Annotated in this window: 13 protein-coding genes; 7 read left to right on the top strand and 6 right to left on the bottom strand. The window is 58.7% G+C overall.

Annotated elements, in window-relative coordinates; translation table 11 throughout:
- On the top strand, window positions 1–1,647 hold a 1,647-nt coding region (locus LD28_RS0103575; protein ID WP_033135651.1), incomplete at its 5' end, for a CYTH domain-containing protein.
- 164 nt (window positions 1,648–1,811) lie between these two features.
- On the opposite strand, the gene argH is transcribed toward LD28_RS0103575, so the two are convergent.
- The 5 genes from argH to argC all read right to left on the bottom strand — a co-directional run bounded on the left by argH (window position 1,812) and on the right by argC (window position 7,626).
- Window positions 1,812–3,197: an argininosuccinate lyase gene (gene argH / locus LD28_RS0103570; RefSeq protein WP_033135650.1), complete on the bottom strand. Its 1,386-nt coding sequence runs from the start codon at window positions 3,195–3,197 to the stop codon at window positions 1,812–1,814.
- A gap of 390 nt (window positions 3,198–3,587) precedes the next feature.
- The gene (locus LD28_RS0103565) at window positions 3,588–4,823 is read right to left on the bottom strand and encodes an argininosuccinate synthase (RefSeq protein ID WP_033135649.1); all 1,236 of its coding nucleotides are present in this window, start codon (window positions 4,821–4,823) and stop codon (window positions 3,588–3,590) included.
- A gap of 56 nt (window positions 4,824–4,879) precedes the next feature.
- Entirely contained in the window at window positions 4,880–5,791 is a 912-nt protein-coding gene (locus tag LD28_RS0103560; protein WP_033135648.1) for an ornithine carbamoyltransferase, read from the bottom strand.
- Between the two features lie 25 nt (window positions 5,792–5,816).
- Window positions 5,817–6,596, bottom strand: a complete 780-nt coding sequence (gene argB / locus LD28_RS0103555; protein WP_005336097.1) for an acetylglutamate kinase — start codon at window positions 6,594–6,596, stop codon at window positions 5,817–5,819.
- A 22-nt stretch (window positions 6,597–6,618) separates the two neighbouring features.
- Complete coding sequence (gene argC / locus LD28_RS0103550) at window positions 6,619–7,626, bottom strand: N-acetyl-gamma-glutamyl-phosphate reductase (protein ID WP_033135647.1); 1,008 nt, start codon at window positions 7,624–7,626, stop codon at window positions 6,619–6,621.
- A 282-nt stretch (window positions 7,627–7,908) separates the two neighbouring features.
- Here argC and argE point away from each other — a divergent pair, with 282 nt between their 5' ends.
- From argE to LD28_RS0103530, 4 genes are all read left to right on the top strand, one after another.
- Window positions 7,909–9,054: an acetylornithine deacetylase gene (gene argE, locus LD28_RS0103545; protein WP_033135646.1), complete on the top strand. Its 1,146-nt coding sequence runs from the start codon at window positions 7,909–7,911 to the stop codon at window positions 9,052–9,054.
- 219 nt (window positions 9,055–9,273) lie between these two features.
- Entirely contained in the window at window positions 9,274–11,907 is a 2,634-nt protein-coding gene (gene ppc, locus LD28_RS0103540) for a phosphoenolpyruvate carboxylase (protein WP_033135645.1), read from the top strand.
- Between the two features lie 351 nt (window positions 11,908–12,258).
- A complete protein-coding gene (gene ybaK, locus LD28_RS0103535) occupies window positions 12,259–12,723 on the top strand; it encodes a Cys-tRNA(Pro) deacylase (RefSeq protein ID WP_033135644.1) in 465 nt (154 codons plus the stop codon).
- A gap of 185 nt (window positions 12,724–12,908) precedes the next feature.
- Window positions 12,909–13,793: an ABC transporter substrate-binding protein gene (locus tag LD28_RS0103530; RefSeq protein ID WP_033135643.1), complete on the top strand. Its 885-nt coding sequence runs from the start codon at window positions 12,909–12,911 to the stop codon at window positions 13,791–13,793.
- Here LD28_RS0103530 and LD28_RS0103525 read toward each other — a convergent pair.
- Window positions 13,787–14,671 carry a LysR family transcriptional regulator gene (locus LD28_RS0103525; RefSeq protein WP_033135642.1) on the bottom strand — a complete coding sequence of 295 codons (885 nt, stop codon included), beginning with the start codon at window positions 14,669–14,671 and terminating at the stop codon, window positions 13,787–13,789. The genes LD28_RS0103530 and LD28_RS0103525 overlap by 7 nt on opposite strands.
- A gap of 136 nt (window positions 14,672–14,807) precedes the next feature.
- Here LD28_RS0103525 and LD28_RS0103520 point away from each other — a divergent pair, with 136 nt between their 5' ends.
- Entirely contained in the window at window positions 14,808–15,209 is a 402-nt protein-coding gene (locus LD28_RS0103520; protein ID WP_033135641.1) for a CidA/LrgA family protein, read from the top strand.
- Complete coding sequence (locus LD28_RS0103515) at window positions 15,202–15,891, top strand: LrgB family protein (protein WP_033135640.1); 690 nt, start codon at window positions 15,202–15,204, stop codon at window positions 15,889–15,891. Before LD28_RS0103520 ends, LD28_RS0103515 begins: the two co-directional genes overlap by 8 nt.
- The last annotated feature ends 173 nt before the right edge of the window (window positions 15,892–16,064 follow it).

The raw sequence follows: 16,064 nt of genomic DNA, 5'->3' as shown, positions 1-16,064 counted from the left end.
GAATGGACTACAGACATTATCGAAAATAATGAAGGTAGCATTAATGCTATTCTGAAACGTCAGTTTGATAATGCCTTCCCTACCGATGTCGCTGGTCTTATTAAGAAAAGCAGCAAGGTTAGTGATAACCAATTTTATTTTGAACAGATAGATTTACAGCAAATTCTTAGTTCGTTAGTTAGTAGTCAATTAGACGCGGATAGACTTGACTATTTGCTTCGTGATAGTGCATTCACAGGTGTTGCATTTGGTAAGATTGATCTTGATAGAATCATATCATCTATACGTGTGACAGAACACAATGATAAGTTTTGTCTATGTTTCAAGGAAAAATATGTCCCTGATTTAGAATCGTATTTGCTAGCGCGATACCAAATGAGTAAGGGGGTGTATTATCATAGTTTTAAGATAGAGATGGAAACAATAATTAAATATATTATCTCTAGGGCTAAAGAATTATTTCTAGAGAAAAGATTATGTCATACTCCTAAATTGTTAGTTCCCTTCTTTGAAGGGAAAATGAGTGTCAGAGATTACCTGAACCTTGATGATTCAGTATTCACCTCGGCATTTATATCATGGAAGTCAGAAAGTGACTATAAAATATCAAAGTTATGCGAATGCTTCATTGATAGGAAGAAATTCCATAAAATCAGTATCATTAATAATGAAGCCCATGATATAGAATTATTCAAAAAAGACCTTAATGAGATATATTTTGAGTGTTTTAATAAAAATATAAATTTCGACCTTGAATATTTTTGGATTCAAGGTGAGGCTAAGTATGCCATGTACAATACACAAAAAGAAAACATACAGGTTTTATGTAAAAATGGAAAGCTGAAAGATATATCTGAGGTTTCACACGTGTTAAAGCAAGGCGCTGGAAAAATTAATGATGAGAACTATACGGTTTGCTTTATTAACAATAGCCTTATAACTGACGATCAGGCAGTATTAGATGTGATGAGTAAAAAAATTGAATCAATTATTACAACGTATGATATAAAAAGTCACATTGAAATAGAAAAGAAATACTCAGTTGTTGGGAGCATAGATGCCAACCTGTTTTTTACAAATATTGTGGATTTGCAAGGGGTCGAAGTTTCAGGTTTATGTAGTAAAAAAAATCAAATTGACACGTATTACGATACTAATAAAAAGGAATTAAAGGCTAACAATGAGTCTCTAAGGATTAGATGTATAGGTGATGATAAATTTATCACAATAAAGGCCAAGTACAACTCAGCAGACAGCAATATAATAAAGGGTCAGAATGAGCGAATCGAGTATGAAGAGCCAATCACAAGTGATGACATTAACGAGAATCTCTCCTTTATCAATAAAAGGTTGTCAAGGAAAGTTAACCCAGGGGACCTTGTTGAACTTGTTCGTATATCGAACAACAGAACTAAACAAGAAGTGAAATTTAAAAATGCGATATTTGAAGTGTCATTGGATGAATTTGAAATATACTCAGGTAATGTATTTATAAAAAATGAAGTGCAAGTGGAAATTGAATTGAAATCTGATTATGCAACGAAAGTCTTACTAAAACAATTTAGTGACATGTTGTCGAAAAGGTTTAATAATTTGCATGCTACATCTGATACCAAATTAGAAATAGCTTTGAAATTATCTAATTGAACTTTAGATGACGAATAAAGCTGTGAGCATATTTTTATATGTGGCGCTAAAGTTCTTTGAATAAAAAGATGTAAGTGTGGTTGATTTCCTATATTTATTTTTTGTATAAAACGGCAACCGAGGTTGCCGTTTTGCTTTCTTATTCGAATGACAAGCCGGTTGGCTTAACCCACCCGCTTGGCCAACCACTGCTCTGCAGCAGTCAGGGCTGCCTCAACCTGTTCGCGGGCGACGCCGCCTTTGGCAACCCGTTTGGCCAGGGTCGCTTCCAGCTCCAGATTGGGGTAGACGTCGAACTCGATCACCGGGCTGAAGCGCTGGAACTCGCCGATGGAGAGCTCCTCCAACGGTCTACCCACGCTGATAGCGAAGACCACGGTTTCGCCGACGATATGGTGCGCTTCACGGAACGGAATGCCCTTGGCCACCAGATAGTCCGCCAGCTCGGTAGCGTTGGCGTAACCGCCCTGCGCCGCCGCCATGGTGCGCTCGCCATTCACTTTCAGATCGATCAGCACCAGCGCGGCCATGTCGAGGCAGTCGTGCCAGGTGTCGAGGGCATCGAACAGCCCCTCTTTGTCTTCCTGCATGTCCTTGTTGTAGGCCAGCGGCAGCGCCTTGAGGCTCATCAGCATGCCCATCTGGGCGCCGACGACCCGACCAGTCTTGCCACGGATCAGCTCCAGCGCATCCGGGTTCTTCTTCTGCGGCATTAGCGACGAGCCGGAGGTGACCGCATCGGAGAGCTCGACAAAGCCCGCCTCGCCGGTGTTGTAGAAGATAAGGTCTTCGGCAAAGCGCGACAGGTGGGTCATGGAGAGGGATGCCACGTGCATCAGCTCCACCACATGATCTCGATCGGAGACCGAATCCAGACTGTTGCGGGTGGCGCCGGCAAAGCCCATGTCGAGCGCCAGCGCTTCGCGGTCGATGGCGTAGGCAGTGCCCGCCAGCGCGCCGCAGCCGAGCGGGCTGGTGTCGAGCCGTTTGAGGGCATCCTGCAGCCGTGAGTAATCCCGCTCCAGCATCTCCACATGGGCCAGCGCCCAGTGGGCGAAGGTGACCGGCTGTGCCCGCTGCAGGTGGGTGTAACCGGGCAGCACCGCAGTCTGATTGGCGCGAGCGGAGGCGACCAGCCCCTGCTGCAGGGCGGTGATGGAGCCGAGCAGCAGCTCGCCCTGCGCCTTGCACCAGAGTTTCAGGTCGGTGGCGACCTGATCGTTGCGCGAGCGGCCGGTGTGCAGCTTCTTGCCCAAATCGCCGACGGCGGCAATCAGCTGGCTCTCGACCCAAGAGTGGATATCTTCGGCGTCCGAATTGAGGATCTGCTGGGGATCCTGCTGCACCGAGGCGAGCAGCACCTCCATCGCCTGTTGCAGTTTGCCCTGCTCATCGGCGGTCAATACGCCCACTTTCACCAGCGCTTTGGCCCAGGCCATGGAGCCCTGAATATCCTGCTCCGCCAAGCGGTAATCGAACCGCAGCGAATCGTTGAACTGCTTGAACCGGCTATCGGCTCCCTGACTGAAGCGTCCACCCCAAAGTGCCATACTGCTCTCCTTGAATGCGTTGTCGGTAGGCGCCCTGGCCCCCGAGCTTGAAATCGTGCCCTGTTTATCTGCATGACAGTGCGGTAGCAATCGATGTTGCTGCTGTCACATCAAGTAACTGCGAACCGGTTCCCTCTCCCTCTGGGAGAGGGTTAGGGTGAGGGCAATTCCCCTCATCCCCGACCCTTCTCCCCTTGTTTTTCAAGTACGCGGGAGAAGGGAGGTAAATGCTTCAGCAGCGTATTGAAACTGCCCCTGTTATCTCACAGAAGCGGCCTGGGCGCTGCCGCTCTTGTCACACCCGTCGATGATGGATCAGGGGCTATGCCCTCTGCCTGTAGAAGAGGGGGCCATGCCCCCTCAACGGAATCAACGGGTTATCGCGCTTGCTTAACCGTGGGTGTGGTCGCCACCGATAGCCTGATGTTGCTCCTTCATGGCGCGGATCCGGCTGGCCAGGGTGTAGAGACGGATAAAGCCTTCGGCATGGCTCTGGTCATACACTTCGTCGGCGCCGAAGGTGGCGAAGTCTTCAGAGTAGAGGCTGTTCGGTGACTTCTTCTGCACCGCAGTGACCTGCCCCTTGTACATCTTCAGGATGACTTCACCGTCGAGATCCTCGGCGATAGCGTTGGCAGAGGCGACGATCGCCTTGCACAGCGGGGTGAACCAGCGACCGTCATAGACCAGATGGGAGAACTCGGCACCCAGCTTCTCCCGCCAGGCGCGGGTCGGGCGATCCAGTACCAGCTCTTCCACGGCGCGCAGCGCGGCGACCATCACGGTACCGCCCGGGGTTTCGTAGCAGCCACGGGACTTCATCCCCACCATCCGGTTTTCGGTGATGTCGATGCGGCCCACGCCGTGCTTGCCGGCACGCTCGTTCAGGGTCATCAGGATCTGGTGCGGGCTGAGCGGCTGGTCGTCAACGGCCACCACTTCACCCTGCGCCACGGTCAACTTGACGTACTCCGGCTGATCAGGGGCCTGCTCGGCGGGCACGGTCCACTGCCAGACCGCTTCGGAGGGCTCGTTCCAGGTGCTCTCCAGCTCGCCACCCTCGGTGGAGATGTGCCAGGCGTTGGCATCGCGGCTGTAGATCTTCTTCAGGGTCGCCTTGCAGGGGATGTTGCGGGTCTCCAGATAGGAGAGCAGATCTTCCCGGGAGCGCATGTCCCACAGACGCCACGGGGCGATCACTTTCAGCTGGGGTGCCAGCGCGGCAACCGCACCTTCGAAACGCACCTGATCGTTACCCTTGCCGGTGCAACCGTGGGAGATGGCATCAGCCCCTTCCGCCAGTGCCGCCTCGACCATCGCCTTGGCGATGACCGGACGGGCCATGGAGGTACCCAGCAGATAGGTGCCTTCATAGACGGCGCCGGTCTTCAGGGTCGGGTAGACGTACTCTTTGACGAACTCTTCCCGCAGATCCTTGACGATGCACTTGGTGGCGCCGGAGGCGATGGCTTTCTGCTCGATCCCTTCCAGATCGTCACGCTCCTGACCGACGTCGGCCACGAAGGCGATGATGTCGGCGTCATAGTGCTCTTTCAGCCAGGGAATGATGGCCGAGGTATCCAGTCCACCCGAGTAAGCCAGTACGATCTTGTTGATTCCGCTCATGTTACTTCTCTCCGTGATGATTCGATAAAGGGTCGTGATTCAGGTTGAATGCCGCGTTACTTGCCGCCGAGAAGGGTCAGCAACACGGCGTTCTGGATATGCATCCGGTTTTCGGCCTCGTCCATGATGAGGGAGGCGGGGCCATCCATCACCTGCGAGGTGATCTCCAGCTCCCGGTGCGCCGGTTGGCAGTGCAGCACATGCTGGATGCCGGTGCGATCGAGCAGGGCCTGATTGATCTGGTAAGGCATAAAGAGGTCTTTGACCTGCTCCATCGGGGTGTTGTCACCCATGGAGACCCAGGTATCGGTGTAGGCCACGTCGAACCCTTCGATATCCGCCACGTCGTCGCTGATGTGGATGGTCGCCCCCGACTTGGCCGCCAGTGCCTGCGCCTGCAGAAAGATCTGGGTATCCGGGCCGTGACCTTTCGGGCAGATCAGGGTGACGTCGGTGCCGAGGGTCGCCCCCAGCAGCAGCAGAGAGTGGCTGACGTTGTTGCCATCACCGAGGTAGGCAAGCTTCACCTTCGACAGATCGTCGTAGTGCTCGGCAATGGTCATAAAGTCGGCCAGCCCCTGACAGGGGTGGTAGAGATTGCACAGGCTGTTTACCACCGGCACTGTGCCGTGCTCTGCCAGCTCGACCAGGGTCTGGTGATCGAACACCCGGGCGACGATGGCATCACACCAGCGTGACAGGTTGGCGGCGAAATCCTTCACCGACTCCCGCTTGCCCAGCGCGCCGTTCTGCTGATCCAGATAGACGCTGTGGCCGCCCAGTTTGGCGATGCCGATGTCGAAGGTGACCCGGGTACGCAGGGAGGGTTTCTCGAACAGGGTGACCACGCTCTTGCCCGCCAACGCCTGGCTGTACTTCTTCGGGTCGGCCTTGACCGCTTTGCCCAGCGCAATCAGTGCCTCGATTTGGGCTTTGTTCAGATCACTGTCTTTCAGAAGATGTTGCATCGGATGTTCCTTGTTCCGGTGGAGATCAAATAGCCACTTGGGTGCCGACCGCGCCGCCAGCCAGCAGCTTGAGCAGCTGATCCGGGTAACGCCAGCTGGCGACACAGACCGGCTTGCCGAGGGTCTCGGCGGCGTGCAGAGCCGCTTCTACCTTGACCGCCATGCCGTCGCGGATCACCCCTTTCTCCATCAGATCCAGCGCGGTCAGCTTGTCGAGCTGGGGCACCAGCTTGCCCTTGCCATCGAGGATGCCGCTCACGTCGGAGAGCATCACCAGATCGGCACCGAGCGCCTCGGCAATGGCGGTGGCCGCCTGATCCGCGTTGACGTTCATCAGCTGCCCCTCGGCGGTGATGCCGATGGAGCTCACTACCGGCAGGAAGCCCTGACCGAGGATGCCCGCCACCAGCGCCGGGTTGCCCGGCTTGCACTCGCCGACCGCGCCGAGGTCCGGGTCGAGCTGGGTCACCTGACAGAGGCCGCCATCCGCCAGACAGAGCCCCACTGCCGGAATGCCGGTGGCGATTGCCTTGGCCATCATCTGCTTGTTGGCGGTCCCCGCCAGCGCCCCGGCAATGAAGGGGATCTGCTCGAACGGGGTCACCCGCAGGCCGTTCTTCTTGGTGGAGGTGAGCCCCAGCCCCTTGAGCAGGTCATCCACCAGACAGCCACCGCCGTGCACCAGCACCAGCGGACGGTGCTGATCGTCGAGAAAGGTTTTGAGGGTGGCGAACAGGGCGGTCAGCGCCTCGTCGTTTTCTATCAGGGCGCCGCCCAGCTTGATTACCAACGTCTGTTTGTCCATGTTCGAGATCCTTCCTAAGTCCTTAAATCAGGCCGGTGGCCGGTTCAAAACCAAATTTGATATTTATGCACTGCATGGCTTGCGAGGCGGCGCCCTTGAGCAGGTTGTCGATGGCCGAGACCACCACCAGCATGTTGCCCTGCTGTTGCCAGGCGATGTCGCAGTAAGGGGTGCCCGCGACGCCGCGAATGGAGGGCATCTGGCCGGTGAGGCGCACCAGCGGCTTGCCTTCATAAGCCTTGAGGAAGGCCTGATCCACCTGAGTGGGGGTCACGCCGTCCGCCAGCTGCACATAGATGGTGGCCAGGATGCCGCGCACATAGTTGCCAAGGTGGGGCTGGAACAGCACCTCCTTGCCGAGGTGGTGGCTGATCTCCGGCTGGTGTCTGTGATTGAAGGTGCCGTAGGGGTTGAGGCTCACTTCGCAGAAGCTGGTGTTGATGGCCGCCTTGCGCCCGGCGCCGGAGACCCCGGAGACGGCGTTGATGATCGGCTGCCACCCCTTGGCAATCAGGCCATCCTGCTGCAGCGGCTTGAGGGCGCAGAGGGAGGCGGTCGGGTAGCAGCCGGGCACGGCGATCAGTTGGGCGGTAGCGATGGCATCGGCGTTCCACTCGGCCAAGCCATAGGCGGCCTGATCCAGCCACTGTTCGCTGTCGTGGGTGAAGCCGTAGAAGCTGTCGTAGAAGCCCTGATCCTTGACCCGGAAGGCGCCGGAGAGATCGAACACCGGCAGCCCTTTGGCGAGAAACTTGGGTGCCAGCTCGGCGCTCACCTCATGGGCGGTGGCCAGCAGCACCAGATCGGCCTGGGTCAGGATCCGGGTCATGCCGTCGTCGTCCAGCGGCAGCAGCGGCTGATCGAGGGCGCCGACCCACTGGGGATGCAGGGAAGAGAAGCGCTTGTGGGCATCCTGACTGCCGGCGGAGACATAGAGGCCGAACAGTTTGAGTTGTGGATGGTTCTGTACCAGTGCGGCCAGTTCGGCTCCCGCGTAGCCACTGGCACCGACGATAACGGTGTTAAGCATGTTGAATATTCCAAGTCAGAGTTCGAGATTCACAGCATGGCGCTGCGGTGCATGGGGTTCGTTCACCCCGGTGCACCGTCTTGATAAAACAAGTGCGGAGGGGCGATTCAGGCGGGTGTGTGTCGTCGGTTATAGATCAGGTGACAGAACATTAACTTTCCCTTACAACTAGAAGCCTTTGTTGATGAGCCAGATATTCAGGTAAAACTACAGAATATTCATGCACTCACTTTGCATTTGTATTTTCTAACAGAAACATTCCGGGGACGCAAGGAGGAGCTGATGGCCAATCTGGATTTTTTTTCACTTTATAAGAATATTATTGCGATTCCCTCTATCAGCAGCACGGACCCCAAGTGGGACCAGAGCAACGAGGCGGTGATCCGGCTGCTGGCCGACTGGTTCGGTCAGCTCGGTTTTCAGTGCGAGGTAACGGCGCTCCCCGATCTGCCGGGCAAGTTCAATCTGGTGGCGACGATCGGTCAGGGGGAGGGCGGTCTGCTGCTGGCGGGCCACACCGATACGGTGCCGTTCGATGAGGGGGGCTGGAGCAAGGATCCCTTCAAGGTGACCGAAGAGGGCAACCGCCTCTATGGTCTCGGCACCATCGACATGAAAGGCTTCTTCGCCTTTATCGTGGAGGCGCTGAAAGAGATCGACCTTACCAAGCTGACCAAGCCGCTGCGCATTCTCGCCACCGCCGACGAAGAGACCACCATGGCGGGGGCCCGCGCCATCGCTGCGGCGGCCGAGCTGAAACCCGACTACGCCGTGATCGGCGAACCGACCGGACTGGTGCCGGTGGTGGCCCACAAGGGGCATATGTCGGAGGCGATCCGCATTACCGGCAAGAGCGGTCACAGCTCGGATCCCGCCAACGGCGTCAACGCGCTGGAGATCATGCACCAGGCCATGGGCCAGGTGCTCAAGCTGCAGCACAGCCTGAAGGAGAAGTACGCCGACCACAGATTCGCCGTGCCGCAGCCCACGCTGAACCTCGGCTACATCCAGGGGGGCGACAGCCCGAACCGCATCTGCGGTTGCTGCGAGCTGCATATCGACCTGCGACCCACTCCGCAGGTGGGGCCGGATGAGCTGATGGGTATGCTGAAAGAGGCGCTGTCACCCATCGAGATCCACCAGCCGGGCTGCCTGCATCTGCAACATCTGCACGAGCCCATTCCAGCCTATGCCTGTGCGGACGACTCTCTGCTGGTGCGCGAAGCCGAGAAGGCGAGCGGTCGCGCCGCCGAGTCGGTCAACTACTGCACCGAGGCGCCGTTTATCCAGCAGCTTGGCTGCGAAACCATAGTGATGGGCCCCGGTCATATCACCCAGGCGCACCAGCCGGATGAGTATCTCGACCTCTCCTTCGTCAAGCCGACCACCACAGTGTTGCAGCACCTGATCAGACGTTTTTGCCTGTAAAAAGCGCAGCAGGGCTGTAAGTAAGTTACATAACAAGCCGGTTGTGGAGTGGTGAGGGAAATACATGTTCTGAATCGGCCTGTTATTTGACCTTGCGCAGACAATCTGGGTAGATTGTCACCCTAAGATGACGGAGCATATGTTGTAATCACACAACAATAAGTGAGGTCGTCTAGCACCCCGGATGGGTGTCAGGCACCAACAAGATAAGGATGTGGAATGAACGAAAAGTACGCCGCACTACGCGCCAACGTAGGTATGCTGGGTCAGCTGCTGGGTAAATCCATCAAGGATCATCAGGGTCAGGCCTTTCTCGACAAGATCGAAACCATTCGCCAATTGGCCAAGTCCTCCCGCAAGGGCAATGAATCAGACCGGGAACGTCTGCTCGATACCCTGCGCACCCTTAGCGATGATGAACTGCTGCCGGTGGCCCGCGCCTTCAGCCAGTTCCTCAATCTGGCCAACGTGGCGGAACAGTTCCACACCATCTCCCGTCGCTGCGAAGAGCAGGTCTGCACCCCGGACCCGCTGGAGCAGATGTTCGACAAACTGAAAGCCTCCAACCTGTCGCAAGAGGCGATCATTCAGGCTGTGCGCGAGCTGGATATCGATCTGGTGCTGACCGCTCACCCCACCGAGGTGACCCGTCGTACCCTGATCCACAAGCACGTGCAGCTCAACGACTGCCTCGAGGCGCTGGAGCTCTCCGACCTGCTGCCCCGCGAGCGGGACAAGATCCTCAATCGCATCGAGCAGCTCATCAATCAGGCGTGGCACACCAACGAGATCCGCGAACAGCGCCCGACTCCGGTCGACGAGGCCAAGTGGGGCTTCGCCGTGGTGGAGAATAGCCTGTGGCCAGCCATTCCCGAATTCATGCGCAATCTGGACGAGCGTCTGCAACACCATCTGGGTGTGCGGCTGCCGCTGGATGCCGCGCCGGTCAAGTTCACCTCCTGGATGGGCGGTGACCGTGACGGCAACCCCTTCGTCACCGCCAAGGTGACTGCCGAAGTGCTGGAGCTGGGCCGCTGGATGGCGGTGAGCCTGTTCTACAAAGACATCAAGGAGCTCACCTCCGAGCTCTCCATGTCCGACTGCACCGACGCCGTGCGCGCCCGGGTTGGCGATCACCCCGAGCCCTACCGTGCGCTGGTGCGCGAGCTGCGTGAAGCGCTGCGCGAAACCAAGGAGCACCTCACCGCCAAGGTGCAGGGTCAGGTGAGCGAGAGCCAGGACCTGGTCAAGACCACCGCCCAGCTGCGCGAGCCGCTGGAGCTCTGCTACCACTCACTGCACGCCTGCGGCATGGGCAACATCGCCGATGGCATGCTGCTGGACGTGCTGCGCAAGGTCGCCTGTTTCGGCATTCATCTGGTCAAGCTGGATATCCGTCAGGATGGCGAGCGCCATGGGCTGGTCTTCTCCGAGCTGACCCGCTATCTGGGTCTGGGTGACTACGCCGAGTGGAGCGAAGATGACAAGCAGGCCTTCCTGCTCAACGAACTGAACTCCCGCCGCCCACTCATTCCCCACGACTGGGAGCCGAGCGCCGAGGTGCGCGAGACGCTGGATACCTGTCAGGTTATCGCCCAGCACGACCCCGACGCGTTCGGCATCTACATCATCTCCATGGCCGGTGCGCCGTCCGATGTGCTGTCGGTGCAACTGCTGCTCAAAGAGGCGGGCTGCACGTTCCGCATGCCGGTCGCCCCGCTGTTTGAAACCCAGGATGACCTGATGGCAGGCACCGCCGTGATGGAGCGGCTGCTCTCGGTGGACTGGTATCGCGGCTACATTCAGGGCCGTCAGTACGTGATGATCGGTTACTCCGACTCTGCCAAGGATGCGGGCATGATGGCCGCTGGCTGGGCCCAGTACGCCGCCATGGAATCCTTGGTGGGACTGGCCGAAGCCAACAATATCCGCCTCACCCTGTTCCATGGCCGTGGCGGTACAGTCGGTCGTGGTGGTGCGCCAGCCCATCAGGCCATTCTCTCCCAGCCGCCGGGATCCCTGCGCGGCGGTCTGCGTACCACCGAACAGGGGGAGATGATCCGCTTCAAGTTCGGTCTGCCGAAAGTGGCGATCAAGAGTCTGGAGCTCTACACCAGCGCCGTGCTGGAAGGGAACCTGCTGCCACCGCCCAAGCCGAAAGCGTGCTGGCGCGAGGTGATGGAACAGCTGGCCGCCGACTCCTGCGATCACTACCGCAGTATCGTGCGCGGTCATCCGGACTTCGTGCCTTACTTCCGTGCCGCCACCCCGGAGATGGAGCTCGGCAAGCTGCCGCTCGGCTCCCGTCCTTCCAAGCGCAAGCCCAACGGCGGCGTCGAGAGCCTGCGCGCCATTCCGTGGATCTTCGCCTGGACCCAAAACCGCCTGATGCTGCCCGCCTGGCTCGGTGCCCACAAGGCGCTGCAACAGGCCATCGACGGCGGCAAGCTGGCGGTGCTGGAAGAGATGAGCGCCCAGTGGCCCTTCTTCCGCACTCGCCTCGAGATGCTGGAGATGGTGTTCCTCAAAGCGGACGTCTGGCTCGCCGAATACTACGACACCCGTCTGGTGCCGCAGGAGCTGTGGGGCCTTGGCAAACAGCTGCGTCAGGAGCTCGCCGAATCCATCGAAGTGGTGCTGAAACTGAGCCCGCGCGGGGATCTACTGGAGGATCAGCCCTGGATCAAGGAGTCCATCAAGCTGCGCAACCCCTACACAGACCCGCTCAACGTGCTGCAGGCCGAGCTGCTCAACCGCTCCCGCAACCACCCGGAGACCCTGCACCCCGAGCTGGACAAGGCGCTGATGGTCACCATCGCCGGTATTGCGGCAGGTATGCGCAACACCGGTTGATAGTCAGCCCAAGCCAGCAGGCTTCAGCGATATCCATCCAGCCAAAGGGCGCCGACACGGCGCCCTTTGTTTTTTGTTGCCCGGCAGAATTCGGACCGATGGGAACCTCACCCATGTTTTGGGCGGTATTTCGTAGGGTGCAACAAGCGCAGCGCATTGCATCCTACGAAAATGGTTTTTGCCTGGTCTCGTCCTGTGTTTAATTCGGCAAGCGGCACAATTCACCTTGTTCATTGCTCTCTACGCATTACCGGTGGTGGGTACAGATTTCCCCTCCGGCTTGCATCCCTCGCCACGCAGGCGCAGACTGTTTGGCCTTGTTTTTATGCGATTCGATTCAAGGCAATCACCATGACTCCTGCCATCAACCTGCTGAAGAAGCTCAAGATCCCCCACAAGCTCTACCCCTACGAGTGCGAAGCCCACGATGATTTCGGCAAGCATGCCGCGACCCAGCTCGGGCTGCCGGAGGCGCAGGTGTTCAAGACCCTGATCGCCCATCACGACAAGCAGGCGGTGGTGGCTATCGTGCCCTCGTCCGGCATGTGCAGCCTGAAACAGCTGGCCAAGGCCACCGGCCTCAAGAAGGTGGAGATGATGAAACCGGCGGAAGCGGAGAAGCTGACCGGCTACAAGGTGGGTGGCATCAGCCCGCTGGCCCAGAAAAAGCTGCTGCCCACCGTGCTCGACGAATCGGCCCTGCAGTTTGACGAGATCCTGGTGAGCGGCGGCAAGCGCGGCCTCTCGGTCGGAGTAGCGCCGCAGGATATGCTGACGCTGATGAAGTGGATCGCCGCTCCCATCGGCGAAGAGTAGTGCCGGGCACGGTGTGAACCTGCTCGCCGGGCCGGTGGTGGCCCGGATGTTATGCGGCCCATGAGGGTATCTGCCCGTACCCTTCTGTTTGCCGTGTGGCTTATCCTCGCCACCGGCAGCGCCACGGTGGGGCGCCCCCGCTCAGGGACTACACTGAGAGTATCCTGTTAGCCAAGGCCTGGTTTATGAATTCCCTCCATCTGCTGGTAGTCACCCTGCTCTGCACTCTGTCGCTGGCGGGGCAGGCGGCCACCCGTTTTACCTATATCAGCCCGGAGAGTGAGCGGGATCCCCGCACCACCTATGATCGGGAGCTGCTGCGCCTCGCCCTCGACAAGACCCGCGATCAATTTGGCGACTATCTGCTGGAGGCGGCGCCTGCCATGACCAAGGCGCGTGAGCGGCTCAGCATGCAGCTCGACACTTTTCCCAACCTCTTTGTGATGGACAGCTACAGCAGCACCCGCGAGGATCTGGGGCTCGCCTATGTCCGTTTCCCCATTCATCTGGGCATCGTCAGCTACCGCATCTGTTTCGTCAGCCCGCAGCAACAGGCGGCGGTGAGCAAAGTGACCGATCTCAAGGGGCTGCGCCAGTTCACCTTTGGCCAGGGTAAGGGGTGGCTCGATGTGGATATCCTGCGCTACGCCGGGATGGAGGTGGTGGAGGTGGAGGGTTACGAGAAGCTGTTCAAGATGGTGGCGCGCGGCCGCTTCGATCTCTTCTGCCGCGGGGCGAGCGAGCTGCGCAGCGAACAGCTCACTCATCAGGAGATTGAGGGGCTCAAGGTCGATGATGCCCTGATGCTCTACTACCCGTTGCCCCGGGTCTTCTACACCAACCCCAACAATCGCGAGGCACTCAAGCGGGTCGAGCAGGGGTTGCATCTGGCCTGGCAGGATGGTTCGCTTCAGGCGCTGTGGCGCAAGAGCTTCGGCCCGGCCATCGCCTTTGCCAAGCTCTCCCAGCGCCGACTGCTGCGGCTGGAGAACCCCTTCCTCGAAGGGATCAGCTTCGATTACCGCCCCTACTTCTACAATCCGCAGACCGATCGCTTCGGCGATCAGTGAGGCTCCTGCCGCTTGCGGCAGAGTGCCAGCCAGGCCTCGGCGGTGCGCGACAGATAGCGTTCGCCCGGCCAGATCACCCCCAGTCGCCAGCTCAGCCCGGGCTCCAGCGGCCGTACCACCAGCCCGTCCGGCGTGAGCCGGTTGCAGACCGGTTCGGGCAGGAAGGCGATCCCCATGCCGCTGCGCACCATGGCGGTGAGAAAATCCCACTGACTGCTGCGCGCCGCCACCTGCGGCACGAAGCCCGCCTCCTGGCACGCCTGTTCCAGCCGCTCGCTCAGGGTGAAGGCATGGGTATAGAGCAGGAAGGGCTCCTCCTGCAGTGTTTCCAGCCGCAACGGCTCATCGCCGCGCCAGCGCGGTTGATCCGGCAGCACCACCCGGATCGGGTATTGATCCAGCTCCAGTGCGCTGAGCGTCCCCTCTTCCTTGGTTGGCAGCATGGTGATGGCGAGATCCAGCTCCCCCTCCAGCACCGCCTGTTCGATGCGGCGACCGCCATACTCCACCAGGGTCAGCTCCACTTTGGGATAGCGGGTGCGGTAGGCGCGGATCAGATCCGCATAGACGTGGCCCACCATGGGGGGGATACCGAGGGTGAGGCGACCATGTTGCAGGCTCTGCAGGTCGGCCAGTTCGGCCTCCAGCTGCTGCATCTCCGCCAGTATGGTCTGGGCCCGGTTGAACAGCACCTGGCCGCTGTCGGTCAGGGTGAAGCGGCGACCCTCCCGGTTGAGCAGGGGCTGGCCCAGCTCCTCTTCCATGTTGCGGATCATCTTGCTGATGGTGGGCTGGGTGACAAACAGCTTCTCGGAGGCGCGGGTGAAGCTTTTTTCCCGCACCAGTTCGACAAAATAGCGCAGGGCGCGAATATCCATGGACTCTCTCGGCTTGTATTTGCGGATGGCAGGGGGAAACCATGCTTCTTTGGCATGAATTTGATAATTTTAATTCATTTCTGGCAGGTTTTGCTCATCTCTATACTGTGAGCCGGTTCACAGAAAGACGACGATCATGAAAGCCCTCTGCTTGCGCTGGTTACAGACTCCCTTCCAGATTGTGTTGCTGGCGGCCATCTGGCTGCTGGCCGATACCGCGGTGCGCACCCTCCATCTGCCGTTGCCCGCCAACCTCACCGGCATGCTGTTGCTGCTGGCGTGCATCCTGCTCGGGGTGGTCAAGGTCGAGTGGTTCCGCGCCGGGGCCCGCTGGTTGCTGGCAGAGATGCTGCTGTTCTTCGTCCCCGCCGTGGTGGCGGTGGTCAACTATCAGGATCTGCTGTTGCAGGAGGGGTGGCGGATCATGGTGGTGCTGCTGGTGAGTACCACCCTGGTGCTCGGCACTACGGCGCTGGTGGTGGACCGGGTCTACCGCCTCGAACTGAAACTGGCCCGCCGGAGTCGCCGTCATGTCTGATACCCTGCTCGGGCTGCTCTGCTTCGCCCTCACCCTGATCTTCTACTACGCCAGCAAGTGGCTCTATGGCAAAAAGCGCATCCTGCCGCTGATGCCCCTGCTGCTGGCGCCGACCCTGCTGGTGGCCATGGTGCTGCTGTTCCACATCCCCTATCAGGATTACATGGCGGAATCCCACTGGCTGCTCTGGCTGCTTGGCCCCGCCACCGTCGCCTTCGCGGTGCCGGTGCACGAGAACCGCCAGCTCATTCGTCGCCACTGGTTGTCGCTGTCGGTGGGGGTGGTTGCCTCGGTCATCATGGCGGTGGGCAGTACCGTGCTGCTGGCCCGCTGGCTGGATCTCTCCGACATGCTGCAACGCAGTCTGGCGATGCGATCCATCACCACCCCCTTTGCAGTGGAGGCGACCCGCGCCATCGGCGGTCAGAGCGATCTCACCGCGCTGTTTGTGGTGCTGACCGGCGTCATCGGCATGGCGGTGGGGGAGAGTGTGCTCACCGTGCTGGCCATTCGCAGTCGCCTTGGCAAGGGGGCGGGGTTTGGTGCCTCGGCCCACGGCGCCGGTACCGCCAGGGCCTATCAGATGGGCAACGAGGAGGGGGTGGTCTCCAGCATGGTGATGATGATCGCCGGTATGGTGACCGTGCTGCTCGCCCCCTTGTTGGGACGGCTCTTTTGGTAGGCTGAGCCTGCCTTTACAAGCCCGCTCGTCCCGGCGCTACACTTTAGTGAGCGTGTATTTCCGGGATGAGCAGTATGATCTTTCATCGCCTCGCCTCCTTCTTGCTGCTGTGCAGCCTTCTTATTGCCGCCCCCCTGCGGGCGAGCGACGTCTTTACCCATTTCAGCCCGGAG

It is taken from the genome of Aeromonas finlandensis, assembly GCF_000764645.1.
Classification (GTDB): Bacteria; Pseudomonadota; Gammaproteobacteria; order Enterobacterales; family Aeromonadaceae; genus Aeromonas; species Aeromonas finlandensis.
Note: the sequence above shows the minus strand (reverse complement) of the source record. Positions and strands in the feature narration are given on the sequence as shown.

What these genes read in the sequence shown, in the direction of transcription:
- argH (WP_033135650.1), bottom strand. Translation starts at nt 3,197, where the DNA reads ATGGCACTTTGGGGTGGACGCTTCAGTCAGGGAGCCGATAGCCGGTTC.
- LD28_RS0103565 (WP_033135649.1), bottom strand. Translation starts at nt 4,823, where the DNA reads ATGAGCGGAATCAACAAGATCGTACTGGCTTACTCGGGTGGACTGGAT.
- LD28_RS0103560 (WP_033135648.1), bottom strand. Translation starts at nt 5,791, where the DNA reads ATGCAACATCTTCTGAAAGACAGTGATCTGAACAAAGCCCAAATCGAG.
- argB (WP_005336097.1), bottom strand. Translation starts at nt 6,596, where the DNA reads ATGGACAAACAGACGTTGGTAATCAAGCTGGGCGGCGCCCTGATAGAA.
- argC (WP_033135647.1), bottom strand. Translation starts at nt 7,626, where the DNA reads ATGCTTAACACCGTTATCGTCGGTGCCAGTGGCTACGCGGGAGCCGAA.
- argE (WP_033135646.1), top strand. Translation starts at nt 7,909, where the DNA reads ATGGCCAATCTGGATTTTTTTTCACTTTATAAGAATATTATTGCGATT.
- ppc (WP_033135645.1), top strand. Translation starts at nt 9,274, where the DNA reads ATGAACGAAAAGTACGCCGCACTACGCGCCAACGTAGGTATGCTGGGT.
- ybaK (WP_033135644.1), top strand. Translation starts at nt 12,259, where the DNA reads ATGACTCCTGCCATCAACCTGCTGAAGAAGCTCAAGATCCCCCACAAG.
- LD28_RS0103530 (WP_033135643.1), top strand. Translation starts at nt 12,909, where the DNA reads ATGAATTCCCTCCATCTGCTGGTAGTCACCCTGCTCTGCACTCTGTCG.
- LD28_RS0103525 (WP_033135642.1), bottom strand. Translation starts at nt 14,671, where the DNA reads ATGGATATTCGCGCCCTGCGCTATTTTGTCGAACTGGTGCGGGAAAAA.
- LD28_RS0103520 (WP_033135641.1), top strand. Translation starts at nt 14,808, where the DNA reads ATGAAAGCCCTCTGCTTGCGCTGGTTACAGACTCCCTTCCAGATTGTG.
- LD28_RS0103515 (WP_033135640.1), top strand. Translation starts at nt 15,202, where the DNA reads ATGTCTGATACCCTGCTCGGGCTGCTCTGCTTCGCCCTCACCCTGATC.